Annotated in this window: 15 protein-coding genes, 1 tRNA gene and 1 riboswitch; of the genes, 5 read left to right on the top strand and 11 right to left on the bottom strand. The window is 73.6% G+C overall.

What is annotated here, in order from left to right:
- Window positions 1-118: 118 nt before the first annotated feature.
- The 3 genes from FIC82_RS07160 (at window position 119) to FIC82_RS07150 (ending at window position 7486) form a co-directional block, all read left to right on the top strand.
- Window positions 119-6151: an Ig-like domain-containing protein gene (locus tag FIC82_RS07160; RefSeq protein ID WP_253691548.1), complete on the top strand. Its 6033-nt coding sequence runs from the start codon at window positions 119-121 to the stop codon at window positions 6149-6151.
- Window positions 6152-6242: 91 nt separating this feature from the next.
- Window positions 6243-6878 (top strand): ClpP family protease, encoded by a 636-nt coding sequence (locus FIC82_RS07155; protein WP_154798084.1) that lies wholly within the window; start codon window positions 6243-6245, stop codon window positions 6876-6878.
- Entirely contained in the window at window positions 6878-7486 is a 609-nt protein-coding gene (locus tag FIC82_RS07150) for a ClpP family protease (protein WP_154798083.1), read from the top strand. The genes FIC82_RS07155 and FIC82_RS07150 overlap by 1 nt, the downstream gene beginning before the upstream one ends.
- A 31-nt stretch (window positions 7487-7517) precedes the next feature.
- Here FIC82_RS07150 and FIC82_RS07145 read toward each other — a convergent pair whose 3' ends face one another.
- From FIC82_RS07145 to FIC82_RS07135, 3 genes are all read right to left on the bottom strand, one after another.
- The gene (locus FIC82_RS07145; protein WP_154798082.1) at window positions 7518-8483 is read right to left on the bottom strand and encodes a DUF6882 domain-containing protein; all 966 of its coding nucleotides are present in this window, start codon (window positions 8481-8483) and stop codon (window positions 7518-7520) included.
- Between the two features lie 106 nt (window positions 8484-8589).
- Window positions 8590-9084, bottom strand: a complete 495-nt coding sequence (locus FIC82_RS21330; RefSeq protein ID WP_154798081.1) for a helix-turn-helix domain-containing protein — start codon at window positions 9082-9084, stop codon at window positions 8590-8592.
- Between the two features lie 104 nt (window positions 9085-9188).
- Window positions 9189-9935 (bottom strand): TenA family protein, encoded by a 747-nt coding sequence (locus FIC82_RS07135; protein ID WP_154798080.1) that lies wholly within the window; start codon window positions 9933-9935, stop codon window positions 9189-9191.
- A riboswitch (TPP riboswitch) is annotated at window positions 9926-10051 on the bottom strand. It overlaps the preceding gene by 10 nt.
- A gap of 87 nt (window positions 10052-10138) precedes the next feature.
- Here FIC82_RS07135 and FIC82_RS07130 point away from each other — a divergent pair.
- The gene (locus tag FIC82_RS07130) at window positions 10139-11065 is read left to right on the top strand and encodes a VOC family protein (protein ID WP_154798079.1); all 927 of its coding nucleotides are present in this window, start codon (window positions 10139-10141) and stop codon (window positions 11063-11065) included.
- Window positions 11066-11230: 165 nt separating this feature from the next.
- On the top strand, window positions 11231-11632 hold the full coding sequence (locus FIC82_RS07125) for a VOC family protein (protein ID WP_154798078.1): 402 nt from the start codon (window positions 11231-11233) through the stop codon (window positions 11630-11632).
- 6 nt (window positions 11633-11638) lie between these two features.
- Here FIC82_RS07125 and FIC82_RS07120 read toward each other — a convergent pair.
- From FIC82_RS07120 to eno, 8 genes are all read right to left on the bottom strand, one after another.
- A tRNA-Leu gene (locus FIC82_RS07120) sits at window positions 11639-11712 on the bottom strand.
- 158 nt (window positions 11713-11870) lie between these two features.
- Window positions 11871-13355: an NAD(P)/FAD-dependent oxidoreductase gene (locus tag FIC82_RS07115; protein WP_154798077.1), complete on the bottom strand. Its 1485-nt coding sequence runs from the start codon at window positions 13353-13355 to the stop codon at window positions 11871-11873.
- Between the two features lie 188 nt (window positions 13356-13543).
- Window positions 13544-14995: a hypothetical protein gene (locus FIC82_RS07110; RefSeq protein WP_154798076.1), complete on the bottom strand. Its 1452-nt coding sequence runs from the start codon at window positions 14993-14995 to the stop codon at window positions 13544-13546.
- Window positions 14995-15327: a PadR family transcriptional regulator gene (locus tag FIC82_RS07105; RefSeq protein ID WP_154798075.1), complete on the bottom strand. Its 333-nt coding sequence runs from the start codon at window positions 15325-15327 to the stop codon at window positions 14995-14997. The genes FIC82_RS07110 and FIC82_RS07105 overlap by 1 nt, the downstream gene beginning before the upstream one ends.
- 201 nt (window positions 15328-15528) lie before the next feature.
- Window positions 15529-16563, bottom strand: a complete 1035-nt coding sequence (locus FIC82_RS07100; protein ID WP_154798074.1) for a Ppx/GppA phosphatase family protein — start codon at window positions 16561-16563, stop codon at window positions 15529-15531.
- A gap of 21 nt (window positions 16564-16584) precedes the next feature.
- On the bottom strand, window positions 16585-17112 hold the full coding sequence (locus FIC82_RS07095) for a DUF501 domain-containing protein (protein WP_253691546.1): 528 nt from the start codon (window positions 17110-17112) through the stop codon (window positions 16585-16587).
- A 41-nt stretch (window positions 17113-17153) separates the two neighbouring features.
- Window positions 17154-18029: an FtsB family cell division protein gene (locus FIC82_RS21050; protein ID WP_154798073.1), complete on the bottom strand. Its 876-nt coding sequence runs from the start codon at window positions 18027-18029 to the stop codon at window positions 17154-17156.
- 236 nt (window positions 18030-18265) lie between these two features.
- A complete protein-coding gene (eno, locus tag FIC82_RS07085; protein WP_168731584.1) occupies window positions 18266-19552 on the bottom strand; it encodes a phosphopyruvate hydratase in 1287 nt (428 codons plus the stop codon).
- Window positions 19553-19913: the final 361 nt, after the last annotated feature.

Genomic DNA, 19913 nt, shown 5'->3' with positions numbered 1-19913 from the left:
CCTCTCGCCATCTCGGCTCGACAGGATGACGCGGTCCCGTGTGCCCCGACCAGGAACTTAGGGAGCATTGGTGGGCCTTCTCTCGAGCATCCGCGAGCATCGTCGTACCGTCGCGTCGGTGAGCACCGTGTCGGTGTTCTCGACCGCGTTGGTGGGGCTGGCGCTGTTCTACGAGGGCGAGGCCACGGCGGACGTGGACCTGAACGACTCGGGCGTGTGGGTGACGAAGACGTCGGCCGGGTTGCTGGGTCGGTTCAACTCGGAGTCGCAGGCCCTGGACGGGACGTTGAACGCGGGCAGCGCGTCGTTCGACGTGCAGCAGGACGCCGGCCGGGTGCTGCTGGACGACGCGGGGACGGGGACGGCGTCCCCGGTGAGCGTCGCGCACCTCAAGCTGGACGGGCAGATCCGTCTCCCGGCGGGGGCGCAGGTGGTCTCGGGTGGTGCGACGACGGCGATCCTCGACGGCGAGGAGGGCCTGTTGTGGGTGCTGCCGTTCGACGGCGCGGCGTCGTTCGACGCGGAGAAGCTGGACCCGGTGGCGGAGGTCGGTGGCGAGGGCGCGCTGACGGTGTCGCGGGACGGGACGGTGTTCGCGGCGATCCCCTCGACGGGGACGTTGTGGACGGTGGCGACGACGTCGAAGGGCGCGGTCGAGGGTGAGCCGTCCTCGTCCGCCCTGCCGGTGAGCAAGGGTGCCGAGGTCGACGTGACCGCGGTGGGCGACGAGCCGGTCGTGCTCGACCGGTCAGCGTCGCACCTGATCCTGCCGGGCGGCGAGAGCGTGGCGGTCGAGGGTGGTGGCGACGCGCGCCTCCAGCAGCCGTCGCAGTCCTCGGACGTGGTCGTGGTGGCCACGACGGACGCGCTCGTGTCCCAGCCGCTCAAGGGTGGGGACGCGCAGCGTCGTGCCGCGCAGGGGGTGCCGGCGGCGCCCGTCCAGCTCGGTGTGTGCACGTACGGGGCGTGGGCCTCGACGGGTCAGGTGATCCGGGACTGCGACGGCACGGGTCGCGACGTGGACGAGCGGCTCGAGGGCCTGGACCCGCAGACCCGGTTGGAGTATCGGGTGAACCGGCAGGTGATCGTGCTGAACGACCTGTCGGCGGGGACGTTGTGGATGGCGGCGGACGAGTACCAGAAGGTCGACGACTGGGACGTGCAGATGCCGGAGGAGGCCGAGGGCGAGGAGTCGGACGCGGAGCTGACGAACCCGGAGCAGGTGGACCAGTTCATCGCGGACCGGACCCAGCCGAACAAGCCGCCGCAGCCGAAGGACGACTCGTTCGGGGTGCGCCCGGGGCGCACGACGATCCTGCCGGTGCTGGGTAACGACGTGGACCCGGACGGGGACGTGATGACGGCGTCGCTCGCGGGGGACTCCCCGGCGAACGCGACGGTGCAGGCGATCATGGGTGGTGCGGCGTTGCAGGCCGTGGTGCCCGAGGACGCGCAGGGCACCGGCACGTTCCGGTATGCGGTGGCGGACGGGCGCGGGGGCGTGGCCGAGGCCGGGGTGACGTTGAAGGTGTCGCCGTGGGGGGAGAACGCGGCGCCGGAGCAGACGGGTGACCCGGTGCTGCGGGTGGCTCAGGGTGGTCGGGCCTCGATCAAGGTGCTGCCGTACTTCAAGGACCCGGACGGCGACGACCTGTACCTCGCCTCGGCCGCGGCGACCGTCGCGGGTGACGACGTGCGCTCGCGCCCGGACGGCACGGTCGAGTTCCGCGACGGTGGCGGCTCGACGGGCCGCAAGATCGTGACCCTCCTCGTCTCCGACGGCGAGATGTCCTTCGAGGGCAAGCTGCTGGTGGACGTGGTGCCCGGGCCGCAGCCGCCGGTCGCGGTGAACGACCACGTGGTGGTGCCGGCGGGGCAGCCGGTCACGGTGGAGCCGTTGCGCAACGACACCGACCCGAACGGCGACGAGCTGCGTCTGGCGTCGGTGTCGGAGTCCGCGCCGGCGGAGATCACGCCGAACTACGACGCGGGCACGTTCACGTTCTTGTCGATGGAGCCGCGGTCGTACGACCTGACGTACCAGGTCACGGACGGCCCGAACGCGACGACGGGTCTGGTGCGGGTGGACGTGCTGCCGCCGTCGGAGGCCGCGGGTGCCCCGATCGTGGTGACCGACACGGCGCTGCTCCCCGCGGGCGGGTCCACGCTCGTGGACGTGCTGGCCAACGACACCGACCCCGCCGGTGGGGTGCTCGTCGTCCAGTCCGTGCGTGTCCCCGCCGACGCGGGCGTCTCGGTGGCGATCCTGGCGCACCAGATGCTCCGGGTGACCGAGATCCGGCGCCTGGACGCGCCGGTGACGGTGGAGTACACGGCCTCCAACGGGACCGAGACCGCGACCGGGCAGGTGCGGGTGATCCCCGTGCCGGCGCCGACGCGTCTCCAGCCGCCGCAGGCCGCGGCGGACGAGGTCACGGTGCACGCCGGGGACGTGGTGACGGTCCCGGTGCTGAAGAACGACACGCACCCCGACGGGCTGGAGCTGTTCCTGCAGCCCGAGCTCGAGCAGGACGTCGACCCCGCGCTGGGCGAGGCGTTCGTCTCGGAGGACACGCTGCGGTTCAAGGCCGGCCCCGAGGCCGGGACGGCGTACGCGATCTACCGGGTGCGCGACGTCAACGGGCAGGAGGACTCCGCCCAGGTCACGATCCGCATCCGCGACGGCGAGGACAACGCGCCCCCGCAACCCCGCGAGATCCAGGCCCGCGTGCTGTCGGGGTCCAGCGTGCGCATCGCGGTCCCGCTCGACGGGATCGACCCCGACGGCGACTCCGTGCAGGTCACCGGCATCGCGACCCCCGCGGGCAAGGGCACCGCCCGGGTCGTGGACGGCCAGATCGAGTACGCGGCGTCCAAGAACGCGACCGGGCACGACACGTTCACCTACTCCGTGCTCGACGCGCGCGGCGCCACCGCCGTCGGGACGGTCCAGGTCGGCATCGCCCGGCCCGCCGAGACGAACCAGCCGCCCGTGGCGGTGGACGACGAGATCACGGTGCGCCCCGGGCGCACGGTCTCGGTCGCGGCCGTGGCCAACGACACCGACCCCGACGGCGACCAGGTCGGCCTGGTCCCCGGCGGCATCGAGGACACCCACGACCTGGACGCCGAGGTCGTGACCGACCGCATCGTCCTCACCAGCCCCGATCAGGACGGCGCCTACACGTTCTACTACCAGGTCCAGGACACCTACGGCGCCCGCGCCACCGGCGCCGTCACCGTCAACGTCGCCGCCGACGCCCCCCTGCTGCCCCCCGTCGCGCGCGACGACACCGTGCCCGTCGAGGACATCCTCGGCAAGACCGAGGTCACCGTCCCCGTCCTGGACAACGACGACGACCCCGACGGCGCCGCGACCGAGCTCACCGTCACCACCGACGCGACCACCACCACCGTCACCGACACCGGCGAGCTCGTCGTCACCCTCACCGAGACCCGCCAGGTCGTGACCTACACCGTCACCGACGTCGACGGCCTCACCGCCAAGGCCTTCGTCAAGGTCCCCGGCCTCACCGACCAGGCCCCGACCCTGCGCCCCGGCATCACGCCCCTGGAGGTCGTGAGCGGCGAGCCGCTGCCGATCGACATCACGGACTACGTGCTGGTCGTCGAGGGCAAGACGCCCCGCCTCACGACCGAGGAGAAGGTCACCGCGCTCGAGGGGACCCGCGAGGTGCCCTCGACCACCGAGATCGTCTACACGTCGAACGCCGAGTACGTCGGACCTGCCGCCGTCACCTTCGAGGTGACCGACGGCAGCGGCCCCGACGACCCTGACGGGCACACGGCGCTGCTCACGCTGCCGATCACCGTGGTCCCGCCGGAGAACCTGCCGCCGGAGCTCTCCACCCCGACGCTCGACGTCGCGGCGGGCGAGGAGGCCTCGATCGACCTCGCACGGTTCGCCACCGACGCCGACGGCGACCCCCTGACGTTCAAGGCCACGGGCCAGGCGCAGGGCGTGACCGTCACGGTCGAGGGCTCGACGCTGCATGCCCAGGCCACCCCGGACGTCCCCAAGGGCTCGGTCGTCCAGGTCCCCATCTCCGTCACCGACGGCGAGCACCCCCCGGTCGAGGGCACCGCGACCCTCACCGTCGTTGCGTCCACCCGACCCCTCGCGCGCGCCAACCAGGACACCGTCGACGACGCCCACCAGGGCAAGCCGACGACCGTCCCCGTCCTCGCGAACGACTCCAACCCGTTCCCGGACACCCCGCTCACCGTGACGGGCGCGGTCGTCGAGACCGGATCGGGTGACGTCGCGTTCACGGGTGACAGCGTGACCGTCACCCCGGCCGAGAGCTTCGTCGGCGTGATGGTCGTCGTCTACCGCGTGCAGGACGCGACCAAGGACCAGGACCGGCTCGTGGAGGGTCGCGTCCAGCTCAAGGTGCTCGGCAAGCCCGAGGCGCCCGCCACCCCGCAGGTCGACGAGGTCCGCTCGAAGACCGTCGTGCTGTCCTGGGACCCGCCGAACAACAACGGCGCCGACATCACCGGCTACACCGTCCGCTCCCAGAACGGCTACGAGAAGGCCTGCGGCACCACCACCTGCACCCTCGACGGCCTGACCAACGACGTCGAGTACACGTTCACCGTGTTCGCGACCAACGCCGTCGGCGACGGACCCGCCTCCCCGCCCTCCGAGGTCGCCCGCCCCGATGAGAAGCCCGACCCGCCCGCCGCACCCACCCTCGAGTTCGGCGACAAGTCCCTCACCGTCACGTGGGAGAACAAGACCTACACCGACCGCTCCGCGATCGAGACGGTCAACCTGGAGATCTCCCCCGCACCCCCGGGCGGCGCGATCCAGATGCAGGCCCTGTCGGGGAACCAGGTCGTGTGGACCGGCCTCACGAACGGCGTCGCCTACCGGGTGCGTGTCCAGGCGGTCAACCGGGCGCCCGACCCGTCCGACTGGGGCGACTACTCCGCCGAGGAGATCCCCGCGGGGCTCCCGGACGTCCCCGAGACCCCGAGCGCGAGCCGCGCCTCCGACTCCCCGCTCAACGGCGGTTCGATCGACGTGGCGTGGAAGGCACCGTTCGAGAACGGCGACGCCGTCAAGGCGTACCACCTCCAGCGGTACCGGAACGGTTCGCCCGACGGCGCCGCGCTGACGCTCACCGGGCTCAGCCACAAGGCGACCGGCCTCGACAACGAGTCGTCGTACACGTTCACCGTCACCGCGGAGAACAAGGCGGGCGTGACGGCGCCGAGCGGTCAGTCCGCCGCCGTCGTCCCGTTCGGTCGACCCGAGGCCCCGCCGCGCCCGAGCGTGCAGAACGTCGGCTCCGGATCGCAGGACAGCGGCATCCCGCGCGTCTCCTGGGGCGCCGCCGACGCCAACGGCAGCCCGATCACCGCCTACACGGTGACCGCGGCACCCGGCGGCGCGACCAAGCAGGTCGCCGGGACGTCGGTGGACTTCACGGGACTCCCGGCCGGCACGTACACGTTCACCGTGACCGCGACGAACGCGGGCGGAACCTCGACGTCAAGCCAGGCGTCAGGGCAGGCACGCGCCTACGGGAAGCCGGGCCAACCCAGCACCTCCGCGTCGAGGATCGGGGAGAACCGGGGCCGCTTCACGATCTCGGCCCCGTCCTCCAACGGGGGCGACGGCATCTCGCGCTACGAGTGGCAGCTCTCCGGAGCTCAGAACAGCTCCGGCACCGGCCAGCGCGTGGACGTCGGCTCCGACTACGACCAGACGTTCCGGCTCCAGGCCCGCGCCTGCAACGCCGCCGGGTGCAGCGCGTGGGGCAACCAGGCCACGTTCACGACCGACAAGCGTCCCGACCCACCACGGATCTGGGCGTCGCGAGGCGCCCCTGCCACGACCGGCTCCTACGGTGACTGCAACGACCTCAGCGTGTGCACCAAGTACAGGCTCAACACGAACGCGACCTTCCCGACGGACACGTACACCGTGCAGTGCATGACGAACGCGGGCGGCTACGACCACGCCATCACCGGTGGGTACACCCGCGAGTTCGGTCCCAACGCGTCGTTCGACCTCCCCTGCATCATGGGCAACTACTACCCGGCGCCGCAGAACTGGATCTCGGTGAGCCCGGCGCCGGCCCGTGTGGAGGTCCAGAGGAACACCTGGCCCAACAAGTAGCGGAGGGTCACCGCACGTGATCTGCCGTCGGCGAATGTGCCGACGGCAGATCACCCGTCGGTCCGGTCCGTCCCCGGGGCACGGTGGTCCCATGACCACGTACACCGCACGCCCACCGCACGCGGAGGCCGTCGCCCCGGCGGCGTCCTTCGACGACCAGCTCACGACGCGCCTGCTGCACCAGCGCATCGTCGTCCTCGGCACGGCGGTGGACGACGCCGTCGCGAACCGCCTGTGCGCGCAGCTCCTCCTGCTCTCGGCGGAGGACCCGCGCGCAGACGTCGCGCTCTACGTCAACTCCCCCGGCGGCTCGGTGAGCGCCGGGCTCGCGATCTACGACACGATGCGGCTCATCCCCAACGACGTCTCGACCGTCGCGATGGGCTTCGCCGCGAGCATGGGCCAGTTCCTGCTGTGCGCGGGCACGCCGGGCAAGCGGTACGCGCTCCCGCACGCGCGGATCATGATGCACCAGCCCTCGGCGGGGATCGGCGGCACCGCGGTCGACATCGCGATCCAGGCCGAGAACCTCGTGTACACCAAGGGCCTCATGCACCGGCTGACCGCCGAGAGCACGGGGCAGAGCGTCGAGACCATCGCGAGGGACTCCGACCGGGACCGCTGGTTCACGGCGCAGCAGGCGCTGGAGTACGGCATGGTCGACCGGATCGTCGAGTCCGTCGACGACGTCCGCCCGGCCCGCTCCACCCGGAAGGTGGGGCTGTGATGGCGAGCTACACGATCCCGACCGTCGTCGAGAAGACCCCGCTCGGCGAGCGCGCGTTCGACGTCTTCTCCCGCCTGCTCTCGGAGCGCATCGTCTTCCTCGGCACGGAGATCGACGACGGCGTCGCGAACGTCGTCATGGCCCAGCTCCTGCACCTGGAGTCCGACGCCCCGGACCAGGAGATCGGCCTGTACATCAACTCCCCCGGCGGCTCCGCGACGGCGCTCATGGCGATCTACGACACGATGCAGTTCGTCCGCTGCGACGTGTCCACCATCTGCATGGGCCAGGCCGCGTCGGCCGCGGCCGTGCTGCTCGCGGCGGGGACGCCGGGCAAGCGGTTCGTGCTCGAGCACTCGCGCGTCCTGCTGCACCAGCCCTCGGGCGGCGGCGAGGGCACCATCTCCGACCTGTCGATCCAGGCCGAGGAGATCTTGCGCATCCGCTCCGAGACCGAGGAGGTCCTGTCCCGCCACACGGGGCAGACCGTCGAGCGCCTGCGCGCGGACACCGACCGCGACCTCGTGCTCACGGCGCGCCAGGCCGTCGAGTACGGCGTCGCGGACGCCATCGTCACGTCGCGCAAGCTCGCCGCGGCGGCCGCCTGAGCCGGGGTCAGGGCAGGCCGCGGGCGCGCGCCTACCCGCGGCGCCGGAACCACGACCGCCGGCGCGGCTCCGGTGCGGGCTCGTCCGCTGGTGCCGTGGCCGCCGGTGCCGTGGCCGCCGGTGCCGTGGCGGCCGGTCCGTGGGGTCCCGAGGGGGCGTCTCCCGAGTCGTCTGGTCCGGAGTCGTCGGGTTCCGGCGCCTCCGGTCCCGACGCCTCGAGCCCGGGCTCGACGACGACGACGGTGCCCTCCGCGGGTTCGCCGGCGCCGGGCTGGGTCGGGTCGGGCTCCGGCGCGCGGCGCGCGGTCGCCTGGATACCGGCGATCCGATCGTGCTCGTCGAACCGGACCGTCACGTGCCCGTCGGGCAGGGTGAGCTCGGCCGTGCCGCCGTCGTCCGTCGCCTCGAGGCCCCGCGCCGACGAGTAGGACGCGACCGCTCGCCGGTGGTCGACCACCGTGACCGACAGCAGGCCCTCGCTCAGCACCCGCACGACGCGCGGCACGCTCGGCGCGGGCAGGACGAGGCTCTCGTCCTCCAGGAGGAACCAGGCGCGCGTCCCGCCGCCGACGGGCGCGCTGTAGTGGGTCCAGGAGCCGGTGACGGCCTTGGTCGCGAGCGCGAGGCGGTAGGGCAGGTCGTCCGTGAGCGGCAGCTCCGGCTCTCCCGCCTCGCGCAGCCCGCTCTCGCGGGTCCGTCCCGCGGCGCGCAGCACGTCGTCGGGGAAGCCGTTGACGTTGTGCCACGCCCACATCCAGCTCCCGGGCCCGGGAGCGGCGGTGCCGAGGAACTGGAGCCGGCACGTCGCCGTCTCCCCGCCGGGTGCGGTGAACGTGAACGTGCCGGTCGACATCTCGGCGCCCCACGCGTCGTCGCCGTGGAGGTCGGCGAGGTGGAGCTGGTGCTCGTGCGAGAGGAACGCGGCGTCGTCGACGAGCTCCTGGAGCGCCGGGGCGGTCTGCTCCGCCGTGCCGTGCGCGGTCTGCGGCTCCGTCATGCCTCGACGGTAGCGGCGCCCACCTCGCCGCACCGGGGCGCGACACGCGGTGTCTCCCGGTCGCCCGCCGTCCCCGCCGGCCCCGCGACGCTCGGGCGGTCTGCGTTCAGGCCGCGAGGAGCAGGACGTCGGTGGTGGTGCGTGCCGCCGGTGCGGACGACGTGATCCTGGCCCGCGCGACCGGGAGGTCGCGCACGGGCTCGCCCGCGGGCGCGGGGTGCCGCGGCGCCGAGAGCGCGCCGCGCTCCCGGACGGAGGAGAGCACGCGCACGGGTGCGACGGGTCGCAGCTCCTCCCCCGTGCGGGCGACGAGGTCCACGAGGCGCAGGCCGAGGGCGCCGCACACGGCGGCCAGCACCTCGGAGGACGCCTCCTTGCGGCCACGTTCCACCTCGGAGAGGTAGGCGGTCGACACGCGCGCCGCAGCGGCGACGTCGACGAGCGTGCGACCCTGCGCGAGCCGCGCCCGGCGGAGGATCCCGCCGATGACGTGGCGCAGGAGCGGCTCCGGCCGCCCGCCCCCTCGGGGCCGGTGGCTCGCCGTCGCTCCGCGCGGCAGTGCGTTCGGCGCTCCGCTCGGCACTGCGCTCGTCGGGTCCATGCGGTCACGCTACCCGCGCCCCGCCCGGGTGCCGAGGCACCCAGGCAGGGATCTGCTCCTGGCGTAAGGCCCGACGTCGGGCGCTCACGGCCCCGGGAGGGGCGTCACCACTGCTCGAGCGACCACGCCATCTGCCAGAACCGGATCTCGTGCCGGCAGCTCAGCTCGAACGCGCGCTCCATGCGGGCGCGCTCCGCCTCGCCCGCGTCGGCGGCGAGCGCGTCGAGGCGAGACCGGAGGTCGTCCAGGACGCCCTCGGTGCGCTCGGCGGCGTAGAACTCCCACCAGCCCGCGAGGGGGTGGTCGTCCGCGATGCCGCCGGGCGTCGTCTCCCGCTCGGCGAGCCAGAACCGGCGCGCCGACCAGATGTACGTCCACGGGCACGGCAGGAGCGCGGCGAGGAGCACGCCGAGGGAGTCCCGGCCCGCGGCGAGCATGTGGTCGACGTACGCCTGCGCGCTCGGGGCGAGGCGGTTCGTCTGCGCCTCCTCGTACGTCACTTCGAGGAAGTCGCACATCGCGTGGTGGGCGTGGGACTCGTCGTCGAGCAGGAAGCCGGCCTTGTCGTGGAACCAGCCGGCCCACGCGCGGTCGGGGGCCAGCGTCATGCCCAGGCCGTAGCAGCGCAGGTACGCGGTGAGGTACCGGTGGTCCTGGCCCACGTAGTGCCGCACCGACGCGGGAGCGACGGACCCGTCGCGGAGCCCCGCGAGGAACGGGTGGTCGTAGAACTCGTCGAAGAGGTGCGCGTACCGGCGTCCGAGACCGGCGGTGAAGCCGGGTTCGTCGTCGGCGACGAGGACGGTCGGGTCCGTCAGGACAGGGGTGGTGATGGCAGCAGGCGTCGTCATGCCCACGTTCCTCCGCTCGTGCTAGCGAGATCAGGTTCGACGGGTCCGAGCGGCCGCACCGCTCGTCTCAGTCCCTCGGTCCGGCGACGCCGGACGGGACACCCCGCGTGGTTCGTGGGCGACCCTAGCAAGGAAGCCCGGGGTGCGGATGCCGGGCACGGGATGTGGGAATATAGTTGTAGCGACAACAAGTTGGAGCAGACATGACCACGAGCACCCCGGGCGCGCCGACCGACCGCCTCCTGTCCCCGTCCACGAGCATGGACGCCGTCACGCTGCGGGCCGGCGACCTCGAGCAGATGACGTCCTACTACACCGGCGCGTTCGCGCTCGCCCCGCTCGAGGAGCGCTCGCGCGGCGCCGAGGTGCACCGTGTGCTCGGACGCGGCACGACGCCCATGCTGCGCCTCGTCCACACGCCCGGCCTGCCCGCCGTCGACCCGCGCCAGGCCGGCCTGTTCCACACCGCGTTCCTGTTCGGCGACGCGGCGAGCCTCGCCGCGACCGTCTACCGCGCCGCGCAGGACCGCCGCGGGTCGTTCGTCGGGTCGAGCGACCACCTCGTCAGCGAGGCGTTCTACTTCACCGACCCCGAGGGCAACGGGGTCGAGCTGTACACCGACCGCCCGCGCGAGACATGGGTGCGCGAGCGGGGCCAGATCCTCATGGCGACCGAGTTCCTGGACCCGAACGCGTACCTGCGCGCGCACCTCTCCCAGGACGCGGTCGACGCCGGGCCCGCGCTCGCCGGGCGCGTCGGGCACGTGCACCTCCAGGTGGGCGACATCGCGACCGCGCGCGACTTCTACGTCGACGCCGTCGGCTTCGAGGCCACGGTCACCGAGTACAGCGGCGCCCTGTTCGCGTCCGCGGGCGGGTACCACCACCACGTCGCGATGAACGTCTGGAACAGCGCCGGCGCGGGCCCGCGCGCCGCGAGCCTCGGGCTCGGCGACGTCGCGGTCACCGTCCCCGGACGCGACGACCTCGACGCGCTCGTCGCCCGCCTGAAGGCCCGCGGCCTGCAGCACGCCGACGACGGCCGCTCCGTCGTCGTGCACGACCCGTGGGGCACGCGCGTCACGCTCGCCGTGCCCGGCACGACGACCGACGAGCTGCTGGCCCGCTGAGCGCACGGGACGCCCTCGTCGCGGTCCGCTCCCCCGCGGGTCTGCGACCGGGAGCCCGTCCCGCACGTGAGCCCGGTGGGTGAGCCACCTCCGGGACGCGCGCTCGGCGTCGGAGGCGCACGATGGGGAGCACACCCAGCCGTCGCGCACCGAGGAGCCAGGCCGATGTTCCGCAGCCTCTTCCCGATCCTCTCCGTGGCCGACGTGGAGCGGTCGCTCGTCTTCTACCGCGACCTGCTGCGCGGGACGGTCGAGTACGTGTTCCCCGAGGACGGACCGCCCGTGTACGTGAGCGTGCACGTCGGTGGCTCGCCCCTCGGGATCGGGCTCGACGACGGCACGATGCCGGACGGCGTCGCGCGCACCGCGCTGTGGGTGTACGTGGACGACTGCGACCGGGCCGTCGAGCACCTCGCCGCCGCCGGCGTGCCGGTGCTGCAGCCGCCGACGGACCAGCCGTGGGGCGAGCGCGTCGCGCGCGTGCAGGACCCGGACGGCACGGTCGTGGTCCTCGGTCAGGAGGCCGCGCCGCCACCGGAGCCCGAGGGCCCGACGGGCCTCTCGTAGCGTCGGTGCCCCCACCGGGACTCGAACCCGGAACACGCCGGGTTTAAGCCGGCCGCCTCTGCCAGTTGGGCCATGGGGGCGCGGCCCGAATCTACCGCGACCGCGGGACGCGCCGGGCCCGGTCGCGCCCGCGACGGACGTGCGCGAGACGCGCCCGGGGAACGCTCGGGACGCGACGAGGGGCGAGCCGCACGCGCGGCTCGCCCCTCGTCGTCGGGCACGGTTCCCCGGAGGGCGGTCAGGACGCCTTGGCCGGGACCTTCTCGGCGGTGGCGGCGGAGTCCCCCGCCTCGGCCGCCGCAGCGGAGCCCTGCGCGGTCTGCTTCACCGGTTCGCCGTCCTTCTTGGGCGGGACCGACGCGGCGCGGAACTCCGCGCGCGGGTCGTGCAGCGAACCGAGCGAGACGAGCTCGCGACCCATGAGGAACTGACCGATCCAGCCGATGAAGATGCGGATCTTGCGGTTGCCGGTCGGCATCGCCAGGACGTGGTAGCTGCGGTGCATGAGCCACGCGAGCACACCGCGCAGCTTGAACACGCCGAACAGCTCCGCGACGCCCTTGTACAGGCCGAGGGACGCGACCGTGCCGACGCTCTTGTGGCGGTACTCGACCGGCTTCTCGCTGTGCAGCTCGAGCGCGAGGTTGTCGGCCAGGCGCGTCGCCTCGCGGATCGCGTGCTGCGCGTTCGGCGGGCAGAACTTGCCCGGGTTGAGCAGGTCCGGGACGGCGGCACAGTCGCCCGCGGCCCACGCGTTCGGGACGACGTTGCCGTCGGCGTCCGCGACCTGGAGCGTCGGGAGGACGGTGACTCGACCCATCTTGTCGACCGGGAGGTCGGACGCCTCCTTGATGACCGGGTTCGCCTTGACGCCCGCGGTCCACACGATCGTGTCGGAGTCGAACTCCACGCCCGTCGACGTGACGACGTGACCGTCCACGCACGACGACAGGAACGTGTTGAGGTGGAACTCGATCCCGCGCTTCTTCAGCTCCTCGAGCGCGTAGCCCGCCATGGGCTCGCTGAGCTCGGGCAGGATGCGCCCGGCGCCCTCGATCATGACGAAGCGGAGGTCCTTCTCCTCGATCGTCGCGTAGTTGCGGGTCGCGTAGCGCGCCATGTCCTCGATCTCGGCGATCGCCTCGACGCCCGCGAACCCGCCGCCCACGAAGGTGAACGTCAGCATGCGGCGGCGCAGCTGCTCGTCCCACGTGGACGACGCGACGTCCATGCGGTTGAGCACGTGGTTGCGGACCGCGATGGCCTCCTCCACGTTCTTGAAGCCGATCGCGTTCTCCGCGAGCCCCGGGATGGGCAGCGTGCGCGACACCGAGCCGAGGCCGACGATCAGGTGGTCGTACGTGACCGAGTAGTCGTCGCCCTCCTCCGGGTGGATCGTCACCTGGCGCTTGGCGTGGTCGATCGAGACGACCTTGCCCTGGAGCACGTCGACGCCCTTGAGCGCGCGGCGGTGGGGCGCGACGACGTCGCGACCGTCGATCGAGCCCGCGGCCGCCTCGGGGAGGAAGGGCGCGTACGTCATGTACGGGCGCGGGTCGACGACGACGATCGCCGCCTCGCGGCGACCGAGCTTCTTGCGGAGTCGGCGCGCGGCGTACAGACCCACGGAGCCGCCGCCGAGGACGACGACGCGGGGCACCTTGCGGGGCCGCGGCGAAGCGGTCTGGGCACGGCTGACCGAGGTCAGGTCATTCTGAGGCATGGTTCCAGAGTATTACCGGTTGCGGCACAGGCGAGCCGGAGCGTCCGTCAGGCGGGCGTGAGGCGCCCCACGCTCGCCCCGCGCAGGGGGCAGACGCGACATTCCACGCGGCACAGACGGTGCCCGACCGGGATCGCTCCCCACGATGCCACCAGGCTGGGGAGCGACCCGGGGTCGGCGCCTCCGGGTCAGCCGATCGCGCCGACGACAGGGGTCGGGCCCGTCGGCTGCGGCTGCGAGCCGCCCGCGGGCGGCGTGGGCGCAGGCTCGGGACCCGTGCCGTCGGCGGGGTCGGGCGCGTCGCCCGACGGCGCGGGGTCGTCGGCGTCACCGGCTCCCGGTGCGTCCGTACCGGACGAGCCCGTGCCCGACGGCGCGTCCCCCGACCCGACGCTCGACGGCACCGCGGTGGGCGCCTTGAGGAACGGCCACGGCATCTCCTGCGTGCGGGTCCCCGTCGCGGGGACCGGGCGTCCGCCGTCGTCCGGGTACTCGACGTCCTCCTCGGCGACCGCGCGCAGCGGGTACACGTTCCACCGCTCGCGCCCGTCCGTCGACAGCGTGGGCTGGAAGTACCAGGAACCCTCGACGTCGGGGACCGCCCAGACCCCGTACGTGCCCTCCTCGGTCACGGTGCGCACGGGACGGCCGCGGTCGTCGAAGACCTGCACGTCACGCACCGGGTCGCCCGCCGCGTCGTAGACGAACAGGTTCGACACCTGCATCCCGTCGACCCACACGCCGTCACCACCGGGCCCGCCGCCGTCGTAGGCGACCTGGTTCACCCCGACGCCCGCGTCGGCGCGGCCCTGCTCGTAGCCGCGGTCCCAGTCGTACGGGTCCGCCGCGCTCGCGCCCGCGACGACGAGCGCCATGGGCACCGCCGCGACGGCGGCGGCGACCGACAGCGGGCGCACGACCCTGGGCAACCACGTCGTGGGCAGCCAGCGACCCCGGCCCCACTGCACGCTCACGACGACCGCGCCGAGCACGACGACGCGCGCCGACAGGTCCGGTGGCAGCACCGCGACCTGGTAGCCGCCGAACGCCCACAGGACGACCGTCGCGACGACCCAGCCGCGCAGGATCCACCACGCGGGCGTCAGCGTCCGCAAGAACTCCATGACCGAGCCCCACTGCGGGGTCGACGTGACGGGCCGCCACAGGGAACGCCACCCCGACCCGAGGATCCCGCCGAGCACGAGGAGCCGGCCCCGCACGCCGATGCGGGGGCGGCGCCCGCCCGGGGTGCCGCCCAGCGCCGGGGCGGGCGGGAGGCCGGCGGCTGACCGGAGCTCGACCGCGTAGGCGGCAGGCTCGCCGAAGAACGCGACGAGGTCGAGGCCCGCGTCGTCGTGGAGCGCCGAGGCCGGGGCGGCAGGTTCGGCGGCGCCGGCGGGGACGTTCGGGCCGCCGTCGGGCACCGTCTCCGTGGCGGCGCGGCGCGGGAGCGCACCCGGCGCGTCGACGACGGCCTCGGCGAGGTCGGCCTCGAGCCCGTCGGTGAGCTCCTCGACCTGCTCCGGGCGCAGGTCGGCGAGGTGCGCGCGCACCTGCTGCGCGTACGCGTGGACATGTCCGTAGAAGGCCAGCCCCACGGGTGCGCCGGCGGGCGGCTGCGCGGACGTCGTCGTGCTCATCAGGCGGCCACCTCTCCGGTCCGCAGCAGCGCGGACACGGTGCCCGCGAACGTCTGCCACTCCTTGCGGTGCAGGTCGAGCACCGCTCGGCCCTGCGCGTTGATCCCGTAGTACTTGCGGTGCGGCCCGGCGTCGGACGGCACGACGTACGTCGTCAGCGCCCCGCTCGCGTACAGGCGCCGCAGCGTCCCGTAGACCGACGCGTCGCCGACGTCGTCGAGCCCCGCGGCCCGCAGGCGCCGCACGACGTCGTACCCGTACCCGTCCTCGGCCTCGACCGCCGCGAGGACCGCGGCGTCGAGCACCCCCTTGAGCAGCTGCGTGGTGTCCATCCGACCCTCCGTCGGGCGTGGCCCTGGTCCGTCCCGGCACTCGGCCCGCCGGACGTGGCGGGCTCACGCGATGCACACTACCGCGCGATACGCAGTACCGTGCACGCCGACACTCCGCCGAGCCGGCCGGAGAGACGCCGAACCCGGGGTCGCTCCTCAGCCCAGGCTTCGGGTGGGGAGCGACCCCGGGCTCGGCGAACGTCAGGCGATCGACCAGGCGATCCCGTCGAGGATGTCGTGCTCGCTCGTGACGACGTCGGTGAGCGACCCGCCCGCGGCGGCGACGTCGTCGCGCACGCGGCGCACGACCTCCGACCACACGAGCGCGCCGGCACCGATGACGTCCACGCGGCCCGGGTGCATGAACCCGAGGGCTGCGCGCTCGGCGCGCGTGCGGTGGAGCAGGTCGTCGCACGCCGCGAGGACCTCGTCGACGGACAGCACGGCACCGTTGATCCGGTCCCGGTCGTACCGCGCGAGGCGCAGCGCGTGAGCCGTCACCGTCGTGACCGACCCCGCGAGGCCGACGAGCGTCGCGGCCGCGCCCAGCGGCACGACCGTCGCCGCCTCGTCGAGCGCGGCACGCACGTCCGCGCGGGCCGCGGCCTCCTCGTCGGCGGTCGGCGGGTCGGAGCGCAGATGCCGCTCGGTGAGACGCACGCACCCGACGTCCATCGAGAACGCGGCGTCCTGCGTCGCCGTGCCGAGCACGAGCTCGGTCGAGCCGCCGCCGAGGTCCACGACCACGTACGGACCGGGGCGCACCGCGGCGACGGTCGAGGTCGCGCCGCGGAACGACAGCGCGGCCTCCTCCTCGCCCGAGACGACCTCGGGCTCCACGCCCAGCGCCGCCAGGACCCCGGCGACGAACTCGTCGCGGTTCTCGGCGTCCCGCGTGGCCGACGTCGCGACGAACCGCGTGCGCGTCGCCCCGAGCTCGGCGACGACGTCGGCGTAGCGGCGCGCGGCGTCGAGCGTGCGCGCGAGCGCCTCGGGCGCGAGACGCCCCGTGCGGTCGACACCCTGGCCGAGCCGGACGACCTCCATGCGCCGGTCGAGGTCGACGAGCGTGCCCGCGGACGGGTCGACGTCCGCGACGAGCAGGCGGATCGAGTTGGTGCCGCAGTCGATCGCGGCGACGCGCGAGGCGCCGGGCGGGACGGGTGCGGGCGAGGGAGCCGGTGCGGCGAGCGCACCCGGTTCACGAGCGAGCCGAGAGTTGGAGCCTGAGGTCATGCGACCAAGCGTGCCACGTCGTCAGCAGGTGCAGCGGTCGGGGCGCCAGACGTCGCGCACGCGCTCGAGCGCCTCGTCCCCCAGGGGGTTCACACCGGGGCCGGCGGCCAAGGCGTGCCCGACGAGGACGTGCAGGCACTTCACACGCGTCGGCATCCCGCCGGCCGAGATCCCGTCGATCTCCTCGACGTGGCCGAGCGCCTCGCGCTGCGCGAGGTAGTGCTCGTGCGCTCGCCGGTACGCGGCAGCGAGCACCTCGTCCTCGGTGAGCCGCTCCGACATCTCCTTCATGACGCCGTTCGCCTCGAGCGTCGACGCGGCCGCCACGGCGCCCGGGTGCGTGAGGTAGAAGGTCGTGGGGAACGGCGTGCCGTTCTCGAGGCGCGGGGCGGTGCGGACCACGAGCGGCCGCCCGCACGCGCACCGCGCGGCGATGCCGACCACGCCGCGCGGGGTGCGCCCGAGCTGCTCCGCGAGGGTCTCGAGGTCACGCTCGGTGACGACGGCGTCCGGGTCGTCGGCGGGGATGGCCAGGCGGGCGTCGGGCACGGGTCTTCCTTCGGGTCGGTCGGGCGCGTCGGGGCGACGCGTCACCCATTCTCCCCGCTCGGCGGCGCCGAGCCGTCGTTGGCCGGCTCGTCGCCCGTCGGCGGTGCCTCCTCGCCGGCCCCGTCGCCACCCGTCCCGGCGCCTCCACCGGTGTCCGCCCCGCTGCCGGACGGCGCCGGCTGCTCGCCCGCGACCTGCACCGACGCCCAGATCGCCTCGTACCAGGGCGTGCCGTCCTCGTAGCCCTGCACCGGGCCGTCGGTGATCGTCCGCCCGGTCTGCGGGTCGATGTCGTCGACGACCGTCTCGGGGTCCAGCACGCGCCACGGACGCTCCCCCGGCATGACGAAGTTGAGCCGGTCCCGCGCCTCCCGCTCGACGTACGCCTGGTCGTCCCAGCGGTCGAGCTCCGACTCGAGCTCGTCGTGCTGCTCCTGCGCCTGCGCGAGGTCGCCGCGCAGCTCGCGCAGCTCGCCCGTCTGGTTGACGTAGGCGCGCAGGGTGGGCAGCAGGAGCACGACGGCGAGGAGCACGACGACGGACAGCACGAGGGTCCGGACGGTCACCACCTCGGGCAGCAGGAACCCGTACCGGCTCCGGCGCCGGTCCTCCGGTGCGGGCCCCGCGGCCCGGCGCGTGGGTGCCGACCGCGTGGCCCGCGAGGCGGGCCGGCGGGCGCTCGACGACGCGGCGGCCTTCGCGCCCGTCGTCCGGCCCGTCGTGGAGCTCTTGCCGGCCGTCGGCCGTGCGCCCGACGCGCCCTTCGGCGAGGTGGGCTTCGACGCCGCGGGACGGGACGCCCCGGAAGCCGTCGAGCCGGACCGGGGCGCAGGCTTCGACCCGGTCGACCCGCGCGCGGGCCCGGTCCCGGGGCGCGCGGGCGCACCCGGGCGCGGAGGGCGGCGCGAGGACGGCATGCCCCGATTGTGCTGCCGCGACGGGGCTGGCCCCGGGAGCACGCGCGGTGCGTCCGCGAACGTGAGCCGATCGACACCGATTCTTCACCCGCGACCGTGACCTGCGACGGAGCCCCGCCCGCCCGCCGCACGCCCCCGGACGCGCCGGAGCCCGGCGGGCCGACGAGCGGCCCACCGGGCTCCGGGTGCCGGGTCGCCCCGGCGGCGTGCTGCGTGACCGGACGGTCAGCTGCAGGTCAGCCCTGCACCGACCAGCGCGGGAACGCGCCGCGACCGGCGTAGCGCGCGGCGTCGTCCAGCGCCTCCTCGATGCGCAGGAGCTGGTTGTACTTGTTGATGCGCTCGCCGCGGGCGGGGGCACCCGTCTTGATCTGGCCGGCGTTGGTCGCGACGGACAGGTCGGCGATCGTCGTGTCCTCGGTCTCGCCCGAGCGGTGCGACACCATCGCGGTGAAGCCGTTGCGCTGCGCCAGCTCGACGGCGTCGAGCGTCTCGGTGAGCGTGCCGATCTGGTTGAGCTTCACCAGGAGCGAGTTCGCGGCCTTGAGCTCGATGCCCTTGGCGAGGCGCTCCGGGTTGGTGACGAACAGGTCGTCGCCGACGATCTGCACCTTGTCGCCGACCTCGGCGACGAGCTGCGACCAGGCGCCCCACTCGTCCTCGGACAGCGGGTCCTCGATGGAGACCAGCGGGTAGTCGCGCACGAGCTGCTCGTAGTACGCGATGATGTCCTCCGAGCTCGTCGCCTTGCCCTCGAACTGGTAGGCGCCGTCCTTGAAGAACTCGGTCGCGGCGACGTCGAGCGCCAGACCCACGTCCTTGCCCGGGACGAACCCGGCCTGCTCGATCGCGACGAGGATGAGGTCGAGCGCGTCGCGGTTGCTCGGCAGGTTCGGGGCGAAGCCGCCCTCGTCGCCGAGGCCGGTCGCGAGGCCCTTGCCCTTGAGCACGGACTTGAGGGAGTGGTAGACCTCGGCGCCCGTGCGCAGCGCCTCACGGAACGAGGACGCGCCGATCGGGGCGACCATGAACTCCTGGATGTCGACGTTCGAGTCCGCGTGCGACCCGCCGTTGAGGATGTTCATCATCGGCACGGGCAGGACGTGCGCGTTCGGGCCGCCCACGTAGCGGTACAGGTCGAGGCCCGCGCTCTTCGCGGCGGCCTTCGCGACGGCGAGCGAGACGCCGAGGATCGCGTTCGCGCCGAGCTTGCCCTTGTTCGGGGTGCCGTCGAGGTCGATCAGGGCGGCGTCGATGAGGCGCTGGTCCTCGGCCTCGAAGCCGATGAGCTCCGGGGCGATGTCGTCGATCACGGAGTTGACCGCGCCCTCGACGCCCTTGCCCAGGTAGCGGGACTTGTCGCCGTCACGGCGCTCGACGGCCTCGAACGCACCGGTCGACGCGCCCGACGGCACTCCGGCGCGGGCGAACGTCCCGTCGTCCAGGACGACCTCGACCTCGACGGTCGGGTTTCCGCGGGAGTCGAGGATCTCGCGCGCTCCAACGGCTTCGATGCTGGCCACAGGTGCTCCTTCGGGGCAGGGCTGCGGGCGCTTCGGAAAGTGTGGGCCGACCCGGGCAGGGAAACCCGGGACGCCGCGTGCGCGCCCGCGACGGTGGTGGGTTTACGACCCCAGCCTAGTGCCCGGATGTGACCTGCGCCGCTGCGTCCGGTCCGTGGTCCCGCACGCGGGACCCTCGACGGGAGCGCCCGTGACGTTGGTCCCGCAGGGGAGGACGACGCGCGGCGAGTCGGACGATCGACCAGGTCTAATCTCGGAGAATCCGGCTCAATTGACCCCCACAACCGTCCAACTCGTTGCCTGCCGCTGCCATTCGCCGGGGCGCGCAATACCGGGCAAGTTCACCCGGTGTTCACCTACC

This window comes from Cellulosimicrobium protaetiae (assembly GCF_009708005.2).
GTDB classification, from domain to species: Bacteria; Actinomycetota; Actinomycetes; order Actinomycetales; family Cellulomonadaceae; genus Cellulosimicrobium; species Cellulosimicrobium protaetiae.
Note: the sequence above shows the minus strand (reverse complement) of the source record. Positions and strands in the feature narration are given on the sequence as shown.